The sequence below is a fragment of the Catenibacterium sp. CAG:290 genome, assembly GCF_000437715.1.
In the GTDB taxonomy this organism is placed as follows: Bacteria; Bacillota_I; Bacilli_A; order Erysipelotrichales; family Coprobacillaceae; genus Catenibacterium; species Catenibacterium mitsuoka_A.
The window spans coordinates 1-22,236 of sequence record NZ_FR898770.1 but is presented as its reverse complement, the minus strand read 5'-3'; the positions used below and the strand labels follow the sequence as shown (position 1 = coordinate 22,236).

The window sequence follows — 22,236 nt, the reverse complement described above, 5'->3', positions numbered from 1 at the left end:
TTTAAAAAGGAACCGAAGTTCCTTTATTTAAAAAATCGCAGCAGATCCTGATAAGTAACTGCAACCATGAGACCAAATACAAGTGCAAGTCCAAGAACCTGCAATGCATATTTCAACTTCACAGGTACTTCTCTATGGATAATACCTTCAATTAAAGAAAGAATAGCCTGATAGCCATCTAACCCCGGAATAGGTAATAAGTTTAAGATTCCAATATTTACTGACAACATCGCAACTAAATATAGAAGTGTTGTCATAGAACCAGATTCTCTTACCTGTGAAGTGACTTTATAAATTCCCACTGGTCCTGACATCTGCTTAATAGTAGACGCAAAATTCACAATAAGCTGTCCCAATGCATTAAAGATTGCAGTAGACATCTCACATAATTCTTTAAATGTATAGCTGAATGCTTCAGTGACACTCATTCTTCGAGTCACCTGCATAAAGCCAAGAACATAACGCCCCTGTTCTTCATTATATGGACTCACTGCCTTGATCACAATACTATTTTTACCACGTCTGACAGTAATATCTAATGTCGCATTTCTAGAATTAATCTTTAATGCTTTCTTAGTCATATCACTATGAAGATCTTCATAACTTGCGACTGCATAAGACACACCAGTCTGCTTACATTCAATATTAGTTATAATGTCACCTTTTTTAAATCCATATTTTGTCGCAGAACCATTTTCTACAAGTGTTCCTACTTCACAACGATTGACATTTACCTGACCACCCATTAAGTTTGCAGATAACATAATGACAAGTGCAAGCATGAAATTCATAAAGACACCTGCAAGCATAATAATAATCTTTTGATATGTCTTCTTACCCTTTAATGTACGTTCTACTGGAACATCCTTAAGTTCTTCATTGTCTTCCTGATCCGCTTCACCTGCCATAGAGACAAAACCACCTATTGGTAAAGCACGAATCTGGAATTCTGTTTCTTTTCCTTTTTTTCCATAAATCTTAGGACCCATACCAATACTAAATGCGCCACAATAAACCTTGAAAAACTTAGCAGTTACAAAGTGTCCTAATTCATGTATGACAATAATTCCTGTAAGAATAAGCAGGAAAACGAGTATATTCAATAAAGTCTGCATCTTATAAACCTACTCTCTTTCTTACAAAAGCTCTTGCTTCCGCATCTATCTTGATCAATTCGTCAAGAGACGGATTGTCAACAACAGTATGTGCATTCATGGCTTCTTCAATTAAATCAACGATTTCTAGGAATTTAATCTTTCCATCACGGAATAACTGATTGGCTTCTTCATTTGCGCCATTGAAGACACAAGGCATACTGCCCCCTATTCTTCCTGCACGATAAGCAAGAGGTAGTGCCTTAAATCTTTCAGTATCAGGCTTATAGAAATGAAGTGTTCCAATATCTGATAAAGAAAGTCTCTTACTATTAATAAGTGGTATTCTATGAGGATATGTTAAAGCATATTGAATAGGCAAACGCATATCTGGAGTACCTAATTGTCCAATTACTGCAGTATCTGTACATTCAATCATAGAATGTACAACACTTTCAGGATGAATCAATACTTCAACATCATCATAATCTACATCAAAAAGCCATTTGGCTTCCATCACCTCTAAACCTTTATTAACTAAAGTTGCACTATCAATAGTGATCTTTGCCCCCATGCTCCAGTTAGGATGATTTAATGCCTGTTCAACAGTAGCATCCTTTAATTCATCTAATGATTTATCACGGAAACTTCCACCACTACATGTTAAAAGTATTTTTGAAATTTCTCTTGGATACTCTCCATGCATTGATTGGAAAATAGCACTATGTTCACTATCTACAGGTAAAAGCTGAATGCCATATTTTTTTGCGAGAGGAATAATAATATGTCCTGCAACCACTAGAGTTTCTTTGTTTGCAAGCGCAATATCCTTACCTGCTTTAATTGCTTCAATAGTTGGTAATAATCCTGCAAATCCTACAATCGCATTAAGAACTATTTCTGTCTCTTCAAGAGTACTAATTTGAATAAGTCCTTCCTGTCCAAGATAAAAATGACGATCTGGATATTTTTCACTTAAATAATCATAATCTTTCTGTTCTAGTACACAAATATGTGGAACAGGAAGCTGATTCATAATTTCTTCTAATTTCTTGATATTGTGTCCTGCTGACATTGCAACAATTTCAAATTCATCAGGATGTCCAGTCACAACATCAATTGTCTGCGTTCCAATAGAACCAGTCACACCAAGTACTGTAATTTTTTTCATAGATTGCCTCCTTCATTAGAGTAATGTAAGTAAGAATCCTAAAATCATAGAATTAAAGATGATAGAATCAAAACGATCCAACACACCACCATGACCAGGGAAAATCTGAGAATAGTCCTTTACTTCAAAAGTTCTCTTAATAGAACTAAATGTCAAATCACCAATCTGACCTGTTGTTGCAAGTGCAAAGCTCATTAAGGCAAGATGAGGAAGTGAATAAGGAATCTGAACACAATAAGCATAAGCTAAACCTAATAAGCCACCACATACTATACCACCAATAGAGCCTTCAATTGTCTTCTTAGGTGAAAGACGAGGATTAAGTTTATGTTTACCAATTGCACGTCCCACAAAATAAGCAAATGTGTCAGCGCCTAAAGTCGCAAGTGCTAAGAAGATAACATATCTGATATCTAAGGCTGTTCTAAAATAATAAATAGCATGAAGACCAAGAGCTACTAAAGTCGCACTTGTAAAGTAATATGAAATTCTCAAGAAAGGCATACCTGCATCAAAGATTCCACAAGTTAATAATATAACCATGTAAATTACAATAAACATATTAGATACAAGTAATCCTTTTGAAAAGAATAATGAACCTAGAATATAAACACCTAGTACTCCATATAAATAAAAATGTGGCTTAGGTTCTTTTGTAATAGACAGTAATTCATATGTAGCCATAGCCCCAATAAAAGCTATAAGGATTTTAAAAGGAATACCACTTACAATAACACACGGTAAAAATAAAACTACTAATACAATCGCTGTTATGACCCTTTGCTTCATTTCTTCACTCCTCCATAACGACGATCTCTATTCTGATATTTCCATATGCATTCATGTAATTTTTCCGCATTAAAATCTGGCCAATATGCTTCATCAAAAATAAATTCAGCATAACTTAACTGCCATAATAAGAAGTTAGATAAACGACATTCACCACTTGAGCGAATCATTAAATCAACAGGCGGTAATTCCTTAGTCATTAAATGAGATTCAAAATAATCTTCTGTAATATTATCTAAGTCAATCTTACCTTCTTTATATTCTTCACAAATCGCTTTAGTGGCTTCAACGATTTCATCACGTCCACCATAGATGAATGCAAAGACAAGCTTTAATCCAGTATTATCTTTAGTTTTATTAATAGCATCATTAATAATGTCTTGAGTTTCCTGTGGTGCGAGTTCTAGATGACCAATTGTCATAATACGTACATTATTATCCATTAGTTCCTGAAAATATAAAGAGAAGAACTCTTTAGGTAACTTAAAGATATATTCTACTTCACTCTGTTCTCTTTTAAAGTTTTCAGTAGAGAATGCATAAACTGTCATTGCTTTTACACCTAAGTTGTTGGCTTCTAAAGCAAGATTTCTTATTGTTTTAGTTCCTTCATGATGACCATATGTTCTAGGCATTTTTCTTTTCTTAGCCCATCTTCCATTTCCATCCATGATAAATGCGATATGAGCTGGAATTCGATTCATATCTAATGTATATTTTTCTTTTCTTTTAAAAAGCATAATAATCACCTCATAAACCGTATTATAACATAGTGCACTCCATTTTCAAACAGACAAAAAAAGGAGGATTTCATAATCCTCCCAAAATGACATTAAACTGTCATTAAATCTTTTTCTTTTTCTTTAGCAATCTGGTCGATTTTCTTAACAAATTCATTTGTTAAATCCTGAACATCTTCCTTACCTGCTTTTACTTCATCTTCAGTTTCGCCAGTCTTTTCAACATCAGCATTTGCATTTCTTCTGATATTTCTTAAAGCAACCTTAGCTTCTTCAGCAAGCTTATTTACCTGCTTAACCATTTCTTTTCTTCTTTCTTCAGTTAGAGGTGGAATCACAATACGGATTACTGTTCCATCATTCTGTGGAGTTAAACCTAAATCGGCCTGGTAAATACCATGTTCAATATCCTTCATAGAATTCTTATCATAAGGCTTAATCACTAACTGACGACCTTCTACAACTGAAATACCAGCAACCTGATTAAGTGGAGTTGGTGAACCATAATATTCAACCATAACTCTATCAAGCATGCTTGGATTAGCACGTCCAGTTCTAATATTAACTAATTCATTAGAGAAAGCGTCAATTGATTTCTCCATCTTTTCTTTTGCTTCTTCAAGTACTAATTCTACCATTATTATTCTCCCTTTGAAATAATTGTGCCAGCCACTTCCTGTTTACATGCTAACGCAATATTTCCTTCTTTCTGCATATTAAATACACTTAAATCAATGTTGTTGTCTTTACATAAAGTAATAGCTGTCTGATCCATGATCTTTAAATCTTTATTAAGAACATCTAAGTAAGTTAACTTATCAAACTTAACAGCATTTGGATCTAACTTAGGATCAGCTGAATAAACACCATCAACACCATTCTTAGCCATCAAGATAACATCTGCATGAATTTCAGCAGCTCTTAATGCAGCAGTTGTGTCTGTAGTAAAGTATGGACTACCTGTTCCAGCTGAGAAAATAACAATACGACCTTTTTCAAGATGACGTACAGCTCTTCTTCTGATATATGGTTCAGCTACTTCTTTCATATCAATAGCAGTCATAACACGTGTTTCAAGACCAATTGATTCTAAAGCATTCTGTAAAGCAAGACCGTTCATAACAGTTGCAAGCATACCCATGTAATCTGCACTTGCTCTTTCCATACCCATATCGGCACCAGTCTTACCTCTCCAGATATTACCACCACCACAAACAATCGCAATTTCAACACCTAGATCTTTTGCATCTTTGATCTGCTGTGCAATGTCTTTAACTACAATAGGATTAATGCCAAAGCCCTGATCACCAGCCAAAGCTTCACCACTTATTTTTAATAAAACTCTTTTATAATTCATATGGATCTCCTTCTGTAAAATCTACAAATTAATTATAAATAGAATTAAGTTTTTAGTCAACAACGAACTGATGCCACAAAACTTACTCCTCAAACCAAAACTTCCTGATTAAATAATCAGGAAGCATTATACTATGAATTCGTACTTTTTGGTAAGATTAAGTTTAAAACAATAGCTGTAATAGTAGCAAGGACTACTGGAGACTTACCAAAGATAGTTGTCACCCAAGATGGGAATGATGCAAGTGCTGCATTCGCCTGAGTAACACCCATACCAAGTGCAACAGCTAAACCAACAACTGTAGTATTTCTGAAATCCATTGGATGAGATGCGATTAATTTAATACCTGTCATCGCAATAGAAGCAAATACAGAAACAGTGGCACCTCCAAGAACACAGTAAGGAATTGTAGTTAAAAGTGATGAAAACTTAGGAATAAGACCTGCAACTAAAATAATGCTAGCTGCAATTCCAAATACCTTTTTAGATACAACTTTTGTTGAACCAACAATACCAACATTCTGACTATAAGTTGCAGTTGGTAAACCTCCAAAGAATGCACAGAAGATATTAGTTAAACCATAAGCAACAATACCACCATTTAATTCTTCATCAGTAGGCATACGATCCATACCACCTGTTGTAGTGGCAGAGAAATCACCAATTGCCTGAATAGAGTTTATTGCGAATAATACCGCAATTGCCACACATGCTGCTGGATTAAACTTCACACCAAAATGCATGAATTGTGGTAAAGCAAACCATGATGCATTTGCGACAGCTGAGAAATTGATCATACCAAAGCAGAGAGCAATAATATAACCAACAATAATACCAATTAAAATAGAAGCTAATTTAAAAATTCCTTTACCATAATGATTCAAGAAAGTAACAACAGCTAATGTAATAAAAGCAATAAGCCAATTCTGCCAAGAACCATAACTCTTAGAAGCTGCACCACCAGCCATATAATTAATAGCTGTAGGATACAATGATAAACCAATTGAGAATACTACTGTACCAGTAATAAGTGGTGGAAAGAATTTTCTAATCTTCTTTACAAATAGTCCTACAATAACAGCAACAATACCACCAGCAATCTGTGCGCCTAAAATGGTTGCAATATCAAATTCACCAGCAATTGCCTGCATAGTAGGTAAATAGGCAAAACTAATACCCATGATAACAGGTAATCCTGCCCCAATTGCAAGTTTTTTCCCTCTTAATAACGGAAAAACCTGAAATAATGTAGAGATAGCAGACATTGTAAGTGCAGCCTGAATCAGAATAACTGAATCACTCGCTGAAAGTCCTGCAACTCCTGAAATAATAATAGCAGGTGCAACACATCCGACAACCATGGCCACAACGTGCTGAAGTGCTAAAGGTAAAGCTTGTGATGTAGAAGGCTTTCCGTCTAATTTGAAAAGTTCTTCTGACATACTAGTTTGATCTTTACTCATATTTCCTCCTCATTTGTATACAAAAAATACAATTCAGATAATAACACGTAATTGATTATTGTGCAATGGATTTATTATTATAAGAAAATAGTAAAAAAAAGAAGTACTGTTCGTACTTCTTCTAATAATCATAATTATTTTTTAGCAGCAGCCATCTGAGCAGCTACTTCAGCAGCGAAGTCTTCTTCTTTATGTTCCATACCTTCACCAACCATGAATCTAGCCATTTCTACAACTTTACCGTTACCTAAGAACTGAGCAACTGTTAAATCAGGGTTCTTAACGAATTCCTGGTCAACTAAGCAGATAGCCTTTAATTCTTTGTTTAAACGTCCAGCAATCATCTTTTCTACGATGTTTTCTGGTTTTGGTTTAGCTGACTTAGCATTTTCTTCTAAAGCCTGTTTCTTTAATACTTCAGTTTCCTTAGCGATATGTTCAGCAGGGATTGCAGATCTATCGATGAACTGAGGAGTACTTGCAGCTACGTGCATAGCAACATCTCTAGCCTTTTCTTCATCACAATCAGCGATTTTAACTAAAGCAGTGATCTTACCACCCATATGAGAGTAAGCACCAAATACTTCATTTTCAGCCTTAGTCATAACAGCAAATCTTCTTAAAGATAATTTTTCACCAATCTTACCTGATTTTTCAGCGATTACAGTAGCAAGATCTTTACCTTCTACTTCAATCTTTAAAGCTGCTTCAACATCAGCTGGGTTGTTAGCAACAATAGTCTTTGCAACATTTGCTACTAATTCCTGGAATTCAGCGTTCTTAGCAACGAAGTCAGTTTCAGAGTTAACTTCTACTAAAGCTGCTTTATCACCATCAATTACAAATGTAGATAAACCTTCAGCTGCAATTCTATCAGCCTTCTTAGCTGCCTTTGCGATACCTTTTTCTCTTAACCAGTCAAAAGCTTCTTCGATGTTACCGTTAGTTGCATCTAAAGCCTTTTTACAGTCCATCATACCTGCACCAGTTTTTTCACGTAATTCTTTTACTAATTTTGCACTAATTGCCATTTGTTTTTCCTCCGTAAATTTTATTAAAAAGGAGAAAGCATAATGCTTTCTCCTTTTGATTATGCTTCAGTCTTGTCAGTTCTTGGAGCTTTATTTCTTCTAGGACCGTTCTTATATCTTGGTCCTCTGTTGTTTTTATTTTCTTCAACGCTTGCAACAGCATCGTTCATTGTAACTTCTTTTTCTTCTTCGTCTTTAACGAATGCTACAGTAGTAGGTTCACCCTTAGCTTCGCAGATAGCATCAGCCATAGCAGCAACGATTAACTTAACAGCTCTGATTGCATCATCGTTTGCAGGGATTACGTAATCTACTTCATCAGGATCACAGTTAGTATCAACGATACCGAATACTGGGATACCTAAGATCTTAGCTTCAGCAACAGCATTGTGTTCAACCTTTGGATCAACTACGAATAAAGCATTTGGTAACTTCTTCATTTCTTTGATACCGCCAAGGTTTCTTTCTAACTTAGCCTTTTCCTTCATAAGAAGAACTGCTTCCTTCTTAGTGTACTGTTCTAAGCTTCCGTCTTCTTCCATCTTTTCAAGTTCGATAAGTCTCTTGATTCTCTTCTGGATAGTCTTGAAGTTTGTTAAAGTTCCACCTAACCATCTAGAGTTTACGAAATAAGAACCAGATCTTTCAGCTTCTGTCTGAACAGCTTCCTGAGCCTGTTTCTTAGTACCAACAAATAAAACCTTACCGCCCTTTTCAGCGATTTCTTTCATTGCCTGGTAAGCTTCATCTAATTTGTCTGAAGACTTCTTTAAGTCAATGATATAGATTCCATTTCTTGATGTAAAGATGTATGGAGCCATTTTTGGATTCCATCTCTTTGTCTGATGTCCGAAGTGAACACCAACTTCTAATAATTTTTTCATTGAAATTACTGACATGTGTAATTTCCTCCTTTTTGTTTTTTCCTCCACTATTTCTAACATAGCCCACCAATAAGGCACTCGAACTATGAATCCATAGTGTGTGTATTTCAAACACCATGACATAGTAACATAAAATTTAATAAAATACAATAAAAAAGAGAAGAAAATCTCTCCTTCTCTTAAATATCTTTCATATCAAAATCATTTGGTTCAATATAAATATCAAATTGTTTATAGACTAGATACACGATTGGCGCAAATACTACATTCATCACTAACGTTGGAAGATATCTCATTGTAATAAATTGAATAACTCCAATATAAGTAAAACGTGAAATAAGCATCAGCCAGTAAACAACAAATTCCTTAAATGTAACAATAAGAATCGCATAAACAATGAATTCTAAGCAAGTCATGTTATCGTTTCTATAAATGTATGTTCTCACAAATGTAATAGCACAATAGATCAGAATATAGACCATTAAGGAATTAGAATAACAAACAGTATAATATAGACCACATGCTGCACTAAAGAAAAATCTTTCGGATTTGTCATGAACTGTGATAGTTAATAAAGAAAACATAAGTAATCCAATACATGGAACAAATGTAAGACCTGAACGATTGATATTAGTAGGAATAAAGAAATTGATGACACTATCAATCAAAAAACAGACAAACATAATCAGGAAATTCTTCAAAATCTGATTATTCTTCATATTAGTTTACCCTCTGTACAACTGCTACATAGTTCAATGAATCAAAATTAACTGAAGGTTTAACAGTAACATATTTACCTGATGCATCCGTACCTTCATTAAATCCTACAACCTTACCTACTAGTATTCCTTTAGGAGACTTTCCTTTTCCTCCTAAACCACTTGTAGTTACATTTAAACCTTTTTGAATCTTGTCCACTGTAGATAAGAGAGAAACCTTATAAGTGCCCGCCTTTACATTGTAGCTGTTGACCAAACCGTAATATGTATTTTCTCCATCTACAATCATAACAGGAAGCTGAACACTATTATTTTCTGAACAAAGTAATGTCACAGTAGAAGAAATAGTACCTACTTTAGTAACAGTTCCAATCATTCCTTTAGAAGTAATAACAGCCATACCTTTTTGAATCTGAGAATTACTTCCCATATTAATCTTCACCTGATTACTCCAAGATTCAGCATCTCTTTCAATAATAGTTGTATATTTAACTTTATAGTCAGTAGGTAAAGATTCAATGTTTGTAATTTTCTTCATTTCCGACAATTCATTTGATAATACTTCATTCATTGCAAGCTCACTCGCATAGTTATCAAGTGAACGCTTCAATTTCTTATTCTCACGATAAACAAGCTTAAGATCATGATATTCAGTAAATACATTTTTCACATAATTCACTGGTGCCTTGATAACATAATATTCAGCATTTGCGATTGTATCCTGAAATACGCTTGAAAATGGCAGTTCAGTAATACCTGATACAAGAGCATAGACAGATGTCACAATCAATACAACAGTGATTACGATCATTCTTCTTGTATGCTTGTTTTTCTTCTTTTTATACAATGACATCACCTCGGTGAATACATTATAATATCTCTTTTTGAAAAATGCAATCATAAGGAAAAACAGTTATCAGATTGAAGAATAGACCCTCTCTGCTTTAAAACTATAATATTGATTTCTTCCAATAATGATATGGTCCACTATATCTACATTCATCATTTTTCCAAGTTCTATAAGCTTTTGTGTCATATTAATATCTTCACCAGAAGGATGTGCATCACCTGAAGGGTGATTATGTACACAAATGATACTAACCCCATTAAAAGCAAGTGCTTCTCTAAATATTTCTCTTGCAGAAACAATGGACATATTGACACTTCCCACAAATAATGTCTTTTCCGCAATCAAACGATTATGATTATCTAAAATCATAATCAAGAAATGTTCCTGCGATAAATGGGACATCTTGTTTTCTAAATGATAGAAAACTTTAGCTGGGTTATCATATATCTCATTCATATCTGTATGCATATTAATTCTTTTAGAAAATTCTAAAGCAGCCATAATCCCTATCGCTTTGGCTTTATTGATTCCCTTAAAAGATAATAACTTTACAAAAGTTATAGAATGAAATCCACTCATTCCCTGTATTTCTCTTAATATTGTAGAAGATAAATCTAAAACTGACTGCTCCTTGTTACCAGTTCTTAATAATAATGCAAGTAGTTCTTCATCCGTCAATGATTCTATACCATTTAAGAGTGCTTTTTCTCTTGGTTGAGAAGATTGTTCAAGTCCCTTAATCATAAATACCACCTCATATTTGCCTTTTAAGCATATGTATTTAACACCTTGAATTCAATTCCATGCATTTTACATCTTACTTTCATTCTTATTACAAACTCATAATATTTTTGTAAAAACTTTTGATTATTCTCAACAATCACGACACAAGTCGGATTACTTTTTATCACTACACTAATGCATTTATTCATATAATCATTATAGACATTATCCAATTTATTCTCTATTTTCTTTATCTTCTCTAAAACTGCTTTACTATTATTTGAATTTTGTTCCTTTCTTGATAATCGTCTCTTTTGTCTCAGTAATTGTTTCTCTAATTTCTCAATGTTTTCTAATACATCCACTCTTTGTATGCTTAATCCATTGATCGTAAATACACATTCAACTATATCTATCTCAATTCTTACTTCTCTATCAACTGTTTCCATTTTCCTTCACTTCCTTATAAATAAGGGTGCGAATCGCACCCTTCTCTTCTTATTTTCCCCATTCTAATGTGATAAGACGACCTAATCTGAGACGACCCTTAGCAGATCTAAGTAGTTTTAATCCAGCAACTCCTAGTAATGCATAAATAATATATGTCAATGCACTACCACCACAGATTTGTTCCTGGCTACTAACGGATAATTCGTACATATTTACTCCTTTCTAAAATTTTGTAAATGAGACAAATGAACTATTTCATCCTTATTACTCTTCCACCTCTTAGATGACTCAAAGATGCTCTCAACAATTTCATGCCAGCAATACCTAGAAGTGCACATATAATACGATACATAACACTTCCACCATTAATCTGCTGTTGTCTTTTCGTAGATAGCTCGTACATCTTTACTCCTTTCTGCCCCCTCTACTATATCTATACGTCTAAAGAAATGAAATTACTTAAAAAAAATCCCCAAAATGGGGATTTTTGATTAGTTCATCTTAGCAAGTTTTTCTTTTGCTGCAGCATATTTAGAACGATAATCTTCTAATTTAGCTTTTTCTGCTTCTACTTTAGCAGCTGGTGCTTTAGATGTGAAATTAGGGTTAGATAACATACCTTCACCACGCTTGATTTCACCTTCAAGCTTCTTGATTTCTTTTTCAACCTTTGCCTTTTCAGCTTCCATATCAATATACTGACCTAAATCAATATTAAGTGTATTACCACCCTTGATTACTTCAGTCGCATTATTCTTACTTGTTGGAACATTATATCCTACACAAGTTGCGTTAACTAGTTTGCTGACATAAGGTGCAATTTCCTTTAATAATGCTTCAAGATCATCCTGTTTAGTAGTGATTGTATAATCAACTTCAATACTATTCTTGATAACATAAGTATGTCTGATTTCTCTTACACCCTTGATAATATCAATTAAATAAGCAAACTGATCATTGATTGTATCATTATCATATTCTGGATTTACTTCTGGCCATTTAGAAATAACGATAGATTCTTCTTTATGTGGAATAGCCTGATAGATTTCTTCAGTAACGAATGGCATGATTGGATGTAATAATCTAACAATAGTATTTAATACATAAACAAGTGTGTTTAATGCAGATTTCTTAGCAACTTCATCATCACCTGTTAAATGAAGTTTAGATAATTCGATATACCAAGAACAGAAATCATCCCAGATGAAACGATATAATTCAGTTCCTACATTGATAAATTCAAACTTATCCATATTTTCATCAACACTTCTGATTACTTCATTTAATCTATTCAAGATCCACTTATCAGCTAAGTTAAGTGTTGCATAATCTAATTCTTCTAACTTTTGATCTTCATCAATGTTCATTAATACATAACGTGCACTGTTCCAGATCTTGTTAATGAAGTTCCAAGTAGATTTCAATTTAGCTGGTACATAACGCATATCAGCTCCTGGTGAAGAGTTATTTAATAAGAACCATCTTAATGAGTCAGCTCCATATTCATCAATAACATCCATTGGGTCAACACCATTACCTAATGATTTCGACATCTTACGACCCTGTTCATCTCTGATTAAACCATGAATTAAAACATTCTTGAATGGTCTTCTACCAGTAAATTCGATTGACTGGAACATCATACGGCTTACCCAGAAGAAGATAATATCATAACCAGTAACTAATGTATCAGTTGGGAAATATCTCTTAAACATTGGATCTTCTGTATTAGGCCAGCCCATAGTTGAGAATGGCCATAAAGCACTTGAGAACCATGTATCAAGAACATCTTCATCCTGAGTCCAGTTTTCTACGTCTTTTGGTGCTTCTCTGCCTACATATAATTCACCTGTTTCATTGTTATACCATGCAGGAATACGATGTCCCCACCATACCTGACGTGAAATACACCAGTCTTCAATGTTGTTCATCCAGTTAGAGAATGTCTTTTCAAATCTTTCTGGAACGAAATCTACTCTATCATCAGTTTTCTGATTCTTTAATGCATTTTCAGCTAATGGCTTCATCTTTACAAACCACTGCTTAGATAAATAAGGTTCCACAATTGCATGAGAACGTTCTGAGTGACCTACTGAATGGACAATAGTTTCAATATGATCTACAACACCTGCTTCTTCAAAATCCTTTAATAAAGCTTCACGGCATTCAAAACGATCCATTCCTTTATATTTACCAGCCAAATCATTCATAGTACCATCTTCATTCATACACTTAGGCATTGGTAGATTGTACTTCTTTGCTAGCTGGAAGTCATTTGGGTCATGTGCTGGTGTACATTTCATAACAGCAGTACCAAAATCAAGATCAATATAGCTATCAGCCATAATTGGTAATTCATCACCATTAGCAGGGTTGATTGCCTTCATACCAACATATTTCTTATATCTTTCATCATCAGGATGTACGAAAATTGCCTGGTCAGCAAACATTGTTTCTGGACGTGTAGTGGCAATGACTAAAATATCATCAGAACCAACAATATGATAATTGAAGTAGTACATATGACCTTCAATATCTTCATGATATACTTCGATATTTGATAATGCAGTTCTTTGTACTGGATCCCAGTTAATGATCTTTTCACCCTGGTAGATTAATCCCTTTTCATATAATCTAACAAAGACTTCCCTAACAGCATCTGATAAACCTTCATCAAAAGTAAATCTTTCCTTTGAATAATCAAGTGATAAACCTAATTTAGCCCACTGTGCACGAATGATATCTGCATATTCTTCTTTCCATTCCCAGATTTTATCAACAAGCTTTTCTCTACCTAAATCATAACGAGAAATACCCTGTTCTCTAAGTCTAGCTTCTACCTTAGCCTGAGTTGCAAGTCCAGCATGGTCCATACCTGGTAACCATAATGCATCATAACCCTGCATTCTCTTATAACGGATAATCATATCCTGCATAGTAGTATCCCATGCATGTCCTAAATGTAATTTACCAGTTACATTTGGTGGTGGAATAACAATACTATAAGGCTTCTTTGTTAAATCACCTGCTTTAAAGTATTCCTTATCTAACCACTGCTGATATTTACCTTTTTCTACAGCTAAATGGTCATATTTAGTCGGTAACTCTTTTTTCATTTGTTTCGTCCCCCTCAATAAATGATTCTTTATGTTCTCTAATATACTTAGTTAACTTTGGCATAAAATCAGTACCTGCAATCATAGTAATATATTCATGTGTGAAGTCTGAGAAATTATAAGAAGAATAATCACCCATATCTTCATCTTCTTCACCATTTTCCATGATTTCATTCAATCTTCTTGCACTCTTTACTAATTCTGCAATCTGCGGTTCACGCACATTATTGAAATAAGTTTCTAATTCATCCGCATATACTGAATAAGCAGGTGTTTCAAAGAAAGATCTAATTGTTTTAGTAGTACTTACACATTCATTTAACTGACTGATACCATAGACAGTTCTTTCTTCCATATTTAATTTATCTAGGAAGTTTTCATCTTCATCTTCTAAATCACCAATACGTGCAACAATTAAATTGACTAAATCCTTATCACTGCATGCATCAAATTTTTCTGATGTGAAATGCTTGTTTTCATCTTTGAAATCCGCAAATCGTAACGCTTCTTCCATCTGTTTGTCTTTGATTGCTTTTGTTTTCTTATAATAGAAATAACATAATGTGATTATAAATAGAGTAAAAGCAACCAATATCGGTGTTCTGTATTCCATAATTCCTCCTTAAATAAAAAAAGCATGTGCATAAGGACGACTGCATCGTGGTACCACCTTATTTCACATACTCTGTATGTCTCTTTACTTTAACGCAGTATTACGTATCTGACTACTTCATTCACCAAATATGCTCCAAGGCTACCTTCCAGTCTTCACTCTCCTCTTTCACACCAGCCAAGAGGTCTCTTTAAGAAGAATAACTGTACTCCTCCTCTTCAACGCTTGTTATTATTCTACCAAAGGCTTTACTATAAGTCAATGAACTTATTTACCTAGATATTCTAAAGCCTGGGCAAGAACTGAATCACCATTCATCATACCATAGTCCTTCATACCAATCATATATACTGGAATAGAACCAACAGTTTTCTGAATTTCTTCCTTTGCATAACGAACCTGTGGTCCAAGGAAAATAATATCAGCTTCTACATCCTTTAAATCTGTGTTTTCAGCGTTCACTGCCCAAATTTCAGCTTCGACATTCTGTTTAGTCGCTGCTCTTTTCATCTTTTCTACAAGTAAGCTTGTACTCATCCCTGATGCACAGCATAGTAAAATCTTAATCATCAAAAAACTCCCTTCTTGCGACACATTATATACTAAAATAAGACGTTTGTGAAGAAAGAAAAAAAGAGAGATGTTATGATCTCTCTTCGCATAATTCTAAGATACAATCCCAGACTTCTCTGACACCTTTTTTCTTTAAGCTGGAAAAACGGACAAAGTGGTCACTAGGATCAAAATCCAATGTTTCTTTAATCAGCTTCTCATTTTTAACAAGTTCATTACGTTTTAGTTTATCTTCTTTAGTTGCGACAACAATAACAGGAATACCAAAATGCTTGGCATAATCATACATTGTTACATCATCATCTTTAGGTTTATGACGATAATCCACAATAAGAATCATCGCTTTTAGATTCTTTCTATTACGTAAGTAATTGTCAATCATTTCTGAGAACTGTTCCAACATCTTCTTTGGTACCTTTGCATAGCCATATCCTGGTACATCAACAAGTCTTACTTCATCATTAATATTAAAGAAATTAAGAGTACGTGTTTTACCAGGAGTTGAACTAACCTTTGCAAGTCCCTGCACATTAGTTACTGTATTGATAAAACTTGATTTACCTACATTTGAGCGTCCAGCCATCACTACTTCAGGTAATGATTCATCTGGCCACTGACTAGGCCAGGCTGCACATAACATGAATTCGGCTTTTTTTATTGTATACATATTACTTTACCAACGCATTTTCTAAAACAGTATCAATATTATCTGCTGTGATGATAGTTAAATCGTTTCTTACTGATTCTGGAATATCATCAATATCTTTTGCATTATCCTTAGGAATAATGATTGTATGAATACCAGAACGATGTGCAGAAATTGACTTTTCTTTTAAGCCACCAATTGGTAATACATTACCTGTTAATGTCACTTCACCTGTCATTGCGACATCATCACGTACAGGCTTTTGTGTGAAAGCTGAATAGATAGCAGTTGTTAAAGTAACACCAGCACTAGGGCCATCCTTCTTTACTGCACCTTCAGGTACATGAATATGAATATCCTGTTTATCAAAATCAATATCCTTTAAGCTATACTTATCAGCATGTGCCTTAAGATAGTCTAACGCAATTGAAGCAGATTCTTTCATGACATCACCAAGCTGACCAGTGACGATGAATTTACCACTGCCTTTGAAGTGATTGACTTCAATTGGAAGAATATCTCCACCAAACTGTGTCCATGCTAGACCAGTGACTACACCTACCTGAGGTTTAGGCTGTTTCTTTGTATGATCAAATGGTGCTTTACCTAATAATTCTTCTAAGTCGTTTACTTCCACAGCCACATGATCAGTTGTTTTCTTAAGAATCTTTAATACTGATTTTCTACAGATAGCAGCAATCAATCTTTCTAACTGACGTACACCTGCTTCACGTGTATAGTGTCTAATAATATACATTAAAGCATCATCAGTAATAGTTAACTGTTCATCAGTCAAACCATGATTCTTAAGCTCTTTCTTAATTAAATGATCTTTCGCAATCATTAATTTTTCTTGTTCTGTATATGAAGATAGTTCAATGATTTCTAATCTATCACGTAATGGTTCAGGAATACCACCTAGATCATTTGCTGTTGCGATAAATAAAACCTGTGATAAATCATATGGTTCTTCAATATAGTTATCTGAGAACATAGAATTCTGTTCAGGGTCTAATACTTCAAGCATAGCACTTGTAGGATCACCCTTATAATCACTTGCCATCTTATCAATTTCATCTAATAAGAAGACAGGATTCATAACACCTGCTTTTTTCATACCCTGAATAATACGACCTGGCATAGAACCTAAATATGTTCTACGATGACCTCTGATTTCTGATTCATCAGTCACACCACCTAGAGAAATTTTCACAAACTTACGATCTAAAGCACGTGCAATAGACTTAGAAATAGAAGTCTTACCAACACCTGGTGGACCCACTAAACAAATAATAGGTGCCTTTAAAGACTGGGTCATCTGTTTAACAGCAAGCTGTTCTACAATTCTTTCTTTAGGTTTCTTTAAACTAAAATGGTCTTCATCAAGAATTTTTTCTACCTTAGTAATATCCTGATTATCTTCAGTCATTTCAAACCAAGGAAGCTTAGTCATCCAGTCAAGATAAGTACGTACGACATTGGCTTCTGGTGAAGTAGAAGGCATCATTTCATAACGTGCTAACTCTTCAGTTAGCTTGTCTTTTACATTCTGTGGATAAGGATTATCCTTAATCATAGAACGGAATCTTTCAACTTCATCCTCACCATTAGGTGTATCACCTAATTCTTCTTTAATTGCCTTAAGCTTTTCTCTTAAATAGAATTCTTTCTGGTTTTCATCAATACTCTTCTTAACACGATTATTGATAGAATTTTCAATTTCATTAATAGCCTTTTCCTTCTGCATAGATGCAAGAACTAACAAAAGACGTTTATTAATATCTGGTTCAGCTAAAATCTTTTCTCTTTCCACTAAATCAGAATTAATATAATGACCAATAGTATCAGCAAGTTCACTTGCTGATAAACCATGAGTAATATTTGAAATTAATTCTCTAGGTAATAGCTGACTTGCCCCATTCATTGACTGCATCTGTTCAGTCAACTTACGTACTAGCGCAGTTTCTTCATTAGGATCACCATGAATGTCTTCTAAATAGCGCACCTTTGCATAATAGCATTCACCTTCAGTATAAAGTGATTCTAATTCAACACGCTTTTCACCTACTACAGTAAGTTTAATTGTTCCATGATTATCTTTCTTAATACGTTTTGTAATCTTACAAAGTGTGGCATGGTGATATACCATGTCAAAATTGATTTCTTCTTCTAAAGGATGGATCTGTGACACTAATACAATGTTAGAGTCGTGCTGACTTACAGCTAAATCCATTGCATTTAAGGAAAATGTACGTCCTACATCCAAAGATAATTCATGTCCTGGAAATACAAGCATACCACGCGTACAAATAACAGGAAGATCAACTGTTACATTTAAATTTTCCATAACCTATTTCTCCTTTCTTAGAAAAAATAAGACGCGTAGGCGTCTTATTTCACATTATCTTTAATTAACTGAAGAGCCTTTCTGTGAGTTAAATCACCCTTTACTACATATTCCTGACCACCAAGAACCTTCTTAACTTCTTCAAGTGGCATGTTGTAGTATGTAGCGATTTCTTTCATTTCATCTTCCATTTCTGCATCAGTCACTTCAATGTTTTCAGCCTTAACGATTTCATCAAGGATTAAGTTTAACTTAACTCTTTCTTCAGCCTGATCTCTTACGTCAGCTTTGATATCATCCATTGTCTTACCAGTCATCTGAGTGTATAATTCAATGTTTAATCCCTGCTGAGATAAGTTCTGGTTGATTTCGTTAATAATATTCATAACTTCGCTATCAACCATTGCATCTGGTACATCGATTGTATTGTTTGCAACAACAGCCTTAATTACTTCTTCATTGAACTTGTTTTCAGCTTCAGCCTTCTTCATAGTTCTGATCTGATCTTTGATCTTTTCCTGTAACTGTTCTAATGTTTCAACACCTTCGATATTAACATCCTTAGCTAATTCATCATCAATTTCAGGTAAAACCTTTGCTTTGATTTCATGAACCTTAACCTTGAATACTACTTCAGCACCTGCTAAATCAGCTGCATGATATTCTTTAGGGAAAGTTAAGTTGATTTCTTTTTCTTCACCAGCAGCCATACCAACTAGACCTTCTTCAAATCCAGGGATGAATGAGTGAGAACCGATTTCAAGTGAATAGTTTTCTGCTTTTCCGCCTTCAAAAGCAACACCATCTTTGAAACCTTCATAATCGATAACAGCTGTATCGCCTTCTTCAACTGTTCCTTCTTCTTTAACTACTAATTCAGCGAACTGCTTCTGGTAGTCATTTAATCTTTCTTCAACATCTTTCTTAGTTACTCTTACCTGAGCCTTCTTAACTTCTAATCCTTTGTATTCACCTAATTCGAATTCAGGTTTAACTGGACAAGTGAAAGTTACTTCTAATTCAGTTTCAGTAGATTTAACAATGTTTGCAGTTGGCTGAGCAACTGGAGTTACATTGTTGTCAACGAAAATCTCAGCATAGTTTTCGCTTAAGATTTCTTCAACAGCCTGTTCTCTTAATGCCTTAGCACCAATCTTAGCTTTGATTAAATTCTTTGGAGCATGTCCCTTTCTGAAACCATCTAACTTAACTGAACCAGCTAACTTATTTAAAGCCTTTTCCTGAGCTGCTGCCCATTCTTCTGTATCGAAAACGGCTTTGATTTCAACCATTGATTTCTCAAGTTTTTTAACTTCTGTATTCATTTCTTAATCTCCTTTACTATTTGCAATTGCTATTATACATGAAAGATTCATGCAATGCAACAATTTAACACTCTAATTGTTTGAGTGCTAATATTTCTTTTTCTACGTCTGATAAATCGCAATTGTAGTCAATTTCTATATCAGATGGATCAACTGGCATATTCTGTAATGTTGCAACGTAATAATGTAGTGTTGCTGCTACTAGATCACAGTCTTCTGGCATAATATCCTTAGGATAAATAGTATAAAGATAATATTCCAGATAATCGAGACATTGTGAGAGAAGCGTAGGATTATCATCTTCTAATACTCTTGAAAGAGATTTACCAATCAATGTATAACATTCTCTTTCTAATACCAAAGGACTATAAGAGCCATTAAAATAATATGTTTCATCACCTTTTACAACAGTGAATTCTTCATCCACCTGCTGATCAATCAGAATTTCCATAATAAGTGTCTTCGCAAAAGATGACTTATGAGGATTTTCTAAAAATCTTCCTACTTCAGGCATGATCATACGGATATTTAACTGCTGTAATTGATCAAGTGCCATATAAATTAAATCATCATTCACTTCATCTCTATCAAGCAGACGACCAATTTCCTGTGCAGACATTATGGTACTCTTGTTTTCTAGCTGGTAATTTTTTTCCTGCTTCATAAGAATAATTTCATCATAAACTGCATTGAATAAGTTTTCATACTGCTGAGGGATATAAGGCATGGATAATTCTTCAATAAGAATATTAATTGCCTGTTCATATTCTTCAAGTTCTTTTAAAGCATTTAAATATAAAGCAGTCACTTCATAATAAGTGTTATTGGCCTGCATTTTAGCAACGGCCCCTTCCTGCATACATCTTTGATAATCTTCTAATGCATTCAAGCATACAAGACGATAATATCTAGTCATCTCGTCATCCATATCTGTCAAACGACTTAATGCGACTTGATACTGGCCTTCTTCAATAAGTTCTTCTATCATGTTTGCCTCCTTGAGTTTCAATTTTATCAAAATTAGACTATCTGTCAATATAATTAAAAAACCTTACTAAATGTAAGGTCCTTGTCTTATTATTCATCACCAAATGATACGCCCATAGCCTTAGCAGCCTGAACAAGATCTCCATTTGGATCAACAAGCTTCTGCTTACCAAACTTCGCATCACCAATTACTTCTTCAAGTGAAGTATATTCCATGTTGCCACCCTTTAATGATACAACATTTCCAAATAAGCCCTCATCAATCATAGCACATGCCTTATTACCAAATCTGATAGATAAGATTCTGTCATATGCATCAATATCACCACCACGGATAATATGGCCCGGATTGACAGAACGTACTTCATGATTAGGAATGACTTTTTCTAGATCATCAGCTACCTTTGCAGCAAGTCCAGAATAACGAATTGGGTCTGGTGAATCTTCTACAATCTTACCGATTGACTTTGTACCATCTGCATACTTAGCACCTTCAGCTACTGCAATAACAGTATATGGAAGACCTGCTTCATCACGTTTCTTAACTGCTTCCGCAATATTTTCAATAGTAAATGGAATTTCAGGAATCAATACAACACCAGCATTACCTGCAAGGCCTGCATATAATGAAATCCATCCAGCTTCTCTACCCATTAATTCACAACAGATGACACGATGATGTGATTTTGCAGTAGTCTGAAGACGATCTATGAATTCAGTACCAACACTCATCGCACTGATGAAACCATATGTTAAATCTGTAGAAGTTAAATCATTATCCATAGTCTTTGGTACACCAATGACATTGACACCTTTTCTACTGAAATCTCTAGCACTTGTTAATGTACCATCGCCACCTAATACAACTAATACATCAACACCATCTTTCTTAAGATTTTCTACACCTACATCACTGACGTCTTTTCTTACTTTTCCACCATTTCCATCATCTACAAGATAATCGAATAGGTTATCTTTATTAGAACTATAAAGAATAGTTCCGCCTTCCTTATATATATCCTCTACCTTGTCTACAGTTAATTCTACATAATTATTATTATATAATCCACGATAACCATATACAAAGCCAATAACTTCCCAATTATATTTTTCAATCGCAATCTTAGTGATTGTTCTGATTACCGCATTTAAGCCTGGACAATCTCCTCCGCCAGATAATAGCGCAATTTTTTTAACTTTTGAATTCATGATATTTCCTCCTCGTATAATATGTACGTAATCAGTTAATGAACTCTATCGATTCATTATTGATTGTACATTCTAATTTTAAGATAATAGTTTTGTTTTGAATGAAGGTTTTATTCTTTCCCCCTGTGGCTACTTCATGTACGTCCACT

22 protein-coding genes and 1 other annotated feature are annotated in these 22,236 nt (G+C 34.3%); all 22 genes read right to left on the bottom strand.

Features of this window, described 5'->3' with window-relative positions:
* Positions 1–23: 23 nt before the first annotated feature.
* The 22 genes from QVO42_RS00990 to QVO42_RS00885 all read right to left on the bottom strand — a co-directional run bounded on the left by QVO42_RS00990 (position 24) and on the right by QVO42_RS00885 (position 22,087).
* Positions 24–1,115, bottom strand: coding sequence for a M50 family metallopeptidase (locus QVO42_RS00990; RefSeq protein ID WP_022424331.1), 1,092 nt, complete (start codon positions 1,113–1,115; stop codon positions 24–26).
* Position 1,116: 1 nt separating this feature from the next.
* Positions 1,117–2,265, bottom strand: coding sequence for a 1-deoxy-D-xylulose-5-phosphate reductoisomerase (locus QVO42_RS00985; RefSeq protein WP_022424330.1), 1,149 nt, complete (start codon positions 2,263–2,265; stop codon positions 1,117–1,119).
* Positions 2,266–2,280: 15 nt separating this feature from the next.
* Positions 2,281–3,054 (bottom strand): phosphatidate cytidylyltransferase, encoded by a 774-nt coding sequence (locus QVO42_RS00980; RefSeq protein WP_022424329.1) that lies wholly within the window; start codon positions 3,052–3,054, stop codon positions 2,281–2,283.
* A complete protein-coding gene (gene uppS / locus QVO42_RS00975) occupies positions 3,051–3,794 on the bottom strand; it encodes an undecaprenyl pyrophosphate synthase (RefSeq protein ID WP_022424328.1) in 744 nt (247 codons plus the stop codon). Before uppS ends, QVO42_RS00980 begins: the two co-directional genes overlap by 4 nt.
* A 92-nt stretch (positions 3,795–3,886) precedes the next feature.
* Positions 3,887–4,432 carry a ribosome recycling factor gene (gene frr / locus QVO42_RS00970; protein ID WP_022424327.1) on the bottom strand — a complete coding sequence of 182 codons (546 nt, stop codon included), beginning with the start codon at positions 4,430–4,432 and terminating at the stop codon, positions 3,887–3,889.
* Positions 4,433–4,434: 2 nt separating this feature from the next.
* Entirely contained in the window at positions 4,435–5,151 is a 717-nt protein-coding gene (gene pyrH / locus QVO42_RS00965) for a UMP kinase (RefSeq protein WP_022424326.1), read from the bottom strand.
* Positions 5,152–5,282: 131 nt separating this feature from the next.
* A complete protein-coding gene (locus tag QVO42_RS00960) occupies positions 5,283–6,614 on the bottom strand; it encodes a uracil-xanthine permease family protein (RefSeq protein WP_022424325.1) in 1,332 nt (443 codons plus the stop codon).
* A 134-nt stretch (positions 6,615–6,748) separates the two neighbouring features.
* A complete protein-coding gene (gene tsf, locus QVO42_RS00955) occupies positions 6,749–7,645 on the bottom strand; it encodes a translation elongation factor Ts (RefSeq protein ID WP_022424324.1) in 897 nt (298 codons plus the stop codon).
* Between the two features lie 59 nt (positions 7,646–7,704).
* Positions 7,705–8,544: a 30S ribosomal protein S2 gene (rpsB, locus tag QVO42_RS00950; protein WP_022424323.1), complete on the bottom strand. Its 840-nt coding sequence runs from the start codon at positions 8,542–8,544 to the stop codon at positions 7,705–7,707.
* A 164-nt stretch (positions 8,545–8,708) separates the two neighbouring features.
* On the bottom strand, positions 8,709–9,248 hold the full coding sequence (locus QVO42_RS00945) for a rod shape-determining protein MreD (protein ID WP_022424322.1): 540 nt from the start codon (positions 9,246–9,248) through the stop codon (positions 8,709–8,711).
* 1 nt (position 9,249) lies between these two features.
* Complete coding sequence (gene mreC / locus QVO42_RS00940) at positions 9,250–10,101, bottom strand: rod shape-determining protein MreC (RefSeq protein ID WP_288163506.1); 852 nt, start codon at positions 10,099–10,101, stop codon at positions 9,250–9,252.
* Between the two features lie 63 nt (positions 10,102–10,164).
* Positions 10,165–10,842, bottom strand: coding sequence for a RadC family protein (radC, locus tag QVO42_RS00935; protein WP_022424320.1), 678 nt, complete (start codon positions 10,840–10,842; stop codon positions 10,165–10,167).
* Between the two features lie 23 nt (positions 10,843–10,865).
* Positions 10,866–11,270, bottom strand: a complete 405-nt coding sequence (locus QVO42_RS00930; protein WP_022424319.1) for a hypothetical protein — start codon at positions 11,268–11,270, stop codon at positions 10,866–10,868.
* A 49-nt stretch (positions 11,271–11,319) separates the two neighbouring features.
* The gene (locus QVO42_RS00925; RefSeq protein WP_022424318.1) at positions 11,320–11,481 is read right to left on the bottom strand and encodes a hypothetical protein; all 162 of its coding nucleotides are present in this window, start codon (positions 11,479–11,481) and stop codon (positions 11,320–11,322) included.
* A gap of 281 nt (positions 11,482–11,762) precedes the next feature.
* Positions 11,763–14,387, bottom strand: a complete 2,625-nt coding sequence (locus QVO42_RS00920; RefSeq protein WP_022424316.1) for a valine--tRNA ligase — start codon at positions 14,385–14,387, stop codon at positions 11,763–11,765.
* Positions 14,365–15,000 carry a DMP19 family protein gene (locus tag QVO42_RS00915; RefSeq protein WP_022424315.1) on the bottom strand — a complete coding sequence of 212 codons (636 nt, stop codon included), beginning with the start codon at positions 14,998–15,000 and terminating at the stop codon, positions 14,365–14,367. Before QVO42_RS00915 ends, QVO42_RS00920 begins: the two co-directional genes overlap by 23 nt.
* 29 nt (positions 15,001–15,029) lie before the next feature.
* Positions 15,030–15,231, bottom strand: a binding site (T-box leader).
* A gap of 36 nt (positions 15,232–15,267) precedes the next feature.
* Entirely contained in the window at positions 15,268–15,570 is a 303-nt protein-coding gene (locus tag QVO42_RS00910) for a PTS sugar transporter subunit IIB (RefSeq protein ID WP_022424314.1), read from the bottom strand.
* A gap of 73 nt (positions 15,571–15,643) precedes the next feature.
* The gene (gene yihA, locus QVO42_RS00905; protein WP_022424313.1) at positions 15,644–16,240 is read right to left on the bottom strand and encodes a ribosome biogenesis GTP-binding protein YihA/YsxC; all 597 of its coding nucleotides are present in this window, start codon (positions 16,238–16,240) and stop codon (positions 15,644–15,646) included.
* Position 16,241: 1 nt separating this feature from the next.
* Positions 16,242–18,566, bottom strand: a complete 2,325-nt coding sequence (lon, locus tag QVO42_RS00900; protein ID WP_022424312.1) for an endopeptidase La — start codon at positions 18,564–18,566, stop codon at positions 16,242–16,244.
* Between the two features lie 44 nt (positions 18,567–18,610).
* A complete protein-coding gene (gene tig / locus QVO42_RS00895; RefSeq protein ID WP_022424311.1) occupies positions 18,611–19,891 on the bottom strand; it encodes a trigger factor in 1,281 nt (426 codons plus the stop codon).
* 64 nt (positions 19,892–19,955) lie between these two features.
* A complete protein-coding gene (locus QVO42_RS00890) occupies positions 19,956–20,879 on the bottom strand; it encodes a hypothetical protein (protein WP_022424310.1) in 924 nt (307 codons plus the stop codon).
* A gap of 89 nt (positions 20,880–20,968) precedes the next feature.
* Complete coding sequence (locus tag QVO42_RS00885) at positions 20,969–22,087, bottom strand: 6-phosphofructokinase (RefSeq protein ID WP_022424309.1); 1,119 nt, start codon at positions 22,085–22,087, stop codon at positions 20,969–20,971.
* Positions 22,088–22,236: the final 149 nt, after the last annotated feature.

What these genes read in the sequence shown, in the direction of transcription:
- QVO42_RS00990 (WP_022424331.1), bottom strand. Translation starts at nt 1,115, where the DNA reads ATGCAGACTTTATTGAATATACTCGTTTTCCTGCTTATTCTTACAGGA.
- QVO42_RS00985 (WP_022424330.1), bottom strand. Translation starts at nt 2,265, where the DNA reads ATGAAAAAAATTACAGTACTTGGTGTGACTGGTTCTATTGGAACGCAG.
- QVO42_RS00980 (WP_022424329.1), bottom strand. Translation starts at nt 3,054, where the DNA reads ATGAAGCAAAGGGTCATAACAGCGATTGTATTAGTAGTTTTATTTTTA.
- uppS (WP_022424328.1), bottom strand. Translation starts at nt 3,794, where the DNA reads ATGCTTTTTAAAAGAAAAGAAAAATATACATTAGATATGAATCGAATT.
- frr (WP_022424327.1), bottom strand. Translation starts at nt 4,432, where the DNA reads ATGGTAGAATTAGTACTTGAAGAAGCAAAAGAAAAGATGGAGAAATCA.
- pyrH (WP_022424326.1), bottom strand. Translation starts at nt 5,151, where the DNA reads ATGAATTATAAAAGAGTTTTATTAAAAATAAGTGGTGAAGCTTTGGCT.
- QVO42_RS00960 (WP_022424325.1), bottom strand. Translation starts at nt 6,614, where the DNA reads ATGAGTAAAGATCAAACTAGTATGTCAGAAGAACTTTTCAAATTAGAC.
- tsf (WP_022424324.1), bottom strand. Translation starts at nt 7,645, where the DNA reads ATGGCAATTAGTGCAAAATTAGTAAAAGAATTACGTGAAAAAACTGGT.
- rpsB (WP_022424323.1), bottom strand. Translation starts at nt 8,544, where the DNA reads ATGTCAGTAATTTCAATGAAAAAATTATTAGAAGTTGGTGTTCACTTC.
- QVO42_RS00945 (WP_022424322.1), bottom strand. Translation starts at nt 9,248, where the DNA reads ATGAAGAATAATCAGATTTTGAAGAATTTCCTGATTATGTTTGTCTGT.
- mreC (WP_288163506.1), bottom strand. Translation starts at nt 10,101, where the DNA reads ATGTCATTGTATAAAAAGAAGAAAAACAAGCATACAAGAAGAATGATC.
- radC (WP_022424320.1), bottom strand. Translation starts at nt 10,842, where the DNA reads ATGATTAAGGGACTTGAACAATCTTCTCAACCAAGAGAAAAAGCACTC.
- QVO42_RS00930 (WP_022424319.1), bottom strand. Translation starts at nt 11,270, where the DNA reads ATGGAAACAGTTGATAGAGAAGTAAGAATTGAGATAGATATAGTTGAA.
- QVO42_RS00925 (WP_022424318.1), bottom strand. Translation starts at nt 11,481, where the DNA reads ATGTACGAATTATCCGTTAGTAGCCAGGAACAAATCTGTGGTGGTAGT.
- QVO42_RS00920 (WP_022424316.1), bottom strand. Translation starts at nt 14,387, where the DNA reads ATGAAAAAAGAGTTACCGACTAAATATGACCATTTAGCTGTAGAAAAA.
- QVO42_RS00915 (WP_022424315.1), bottom strand. Translation starts at nt 15,000, where the DNA reads ATGGAATACAGAACACCGATATTGGTTGCTTTTACTCTATTTATAATC.
- QVO42_RS00910 (WP_022424314.1), bottom strand. Translation starts at nt 15,570, where the DNA reads ATGATTAAGATTTTACTATGCTGTGCATCAGGGATGAGTACAAGCTTA.
- yihA (WP_022424313.1), bottom strand. Translation starts at nt 16,240, where the DNA reads ATGTATACAATAAAAAAAGCCGAATTCATGTTATGTGCAGCCTGGCCT.
- lon (WP_022424312.1), bottom strand. Translation starts at nt 18,566, where the DNA reads ATGGAAAATTTAAATGTAACAGTTGATCTTCCTGTTATTTGTACGCGT.
- tig (WP_022424311.1), bottom strand. Translation starts at nt 19,891, where the DNA reads ATGAATACAGAAGTTAAAAAACTTGAGAAATCAATGGTTGAAATCAAA.
- QVO42_RS00890 (WP_022424310.1), bottom strand. Translation starts at nt 20,879, where the DNA reads ATGATAGAAGAACTTATTGAAGAAGGCCAGTATCAAGTCGCATTAAGT.
- QVO42_RS00885 (WP_022424309.1), bottom strand. Translation starts at nt 22,087, where the DNA reads ATGAATTCAAAAGTTAAAAAAATTGCGCTATTATCTGGCGGAGGAGAT.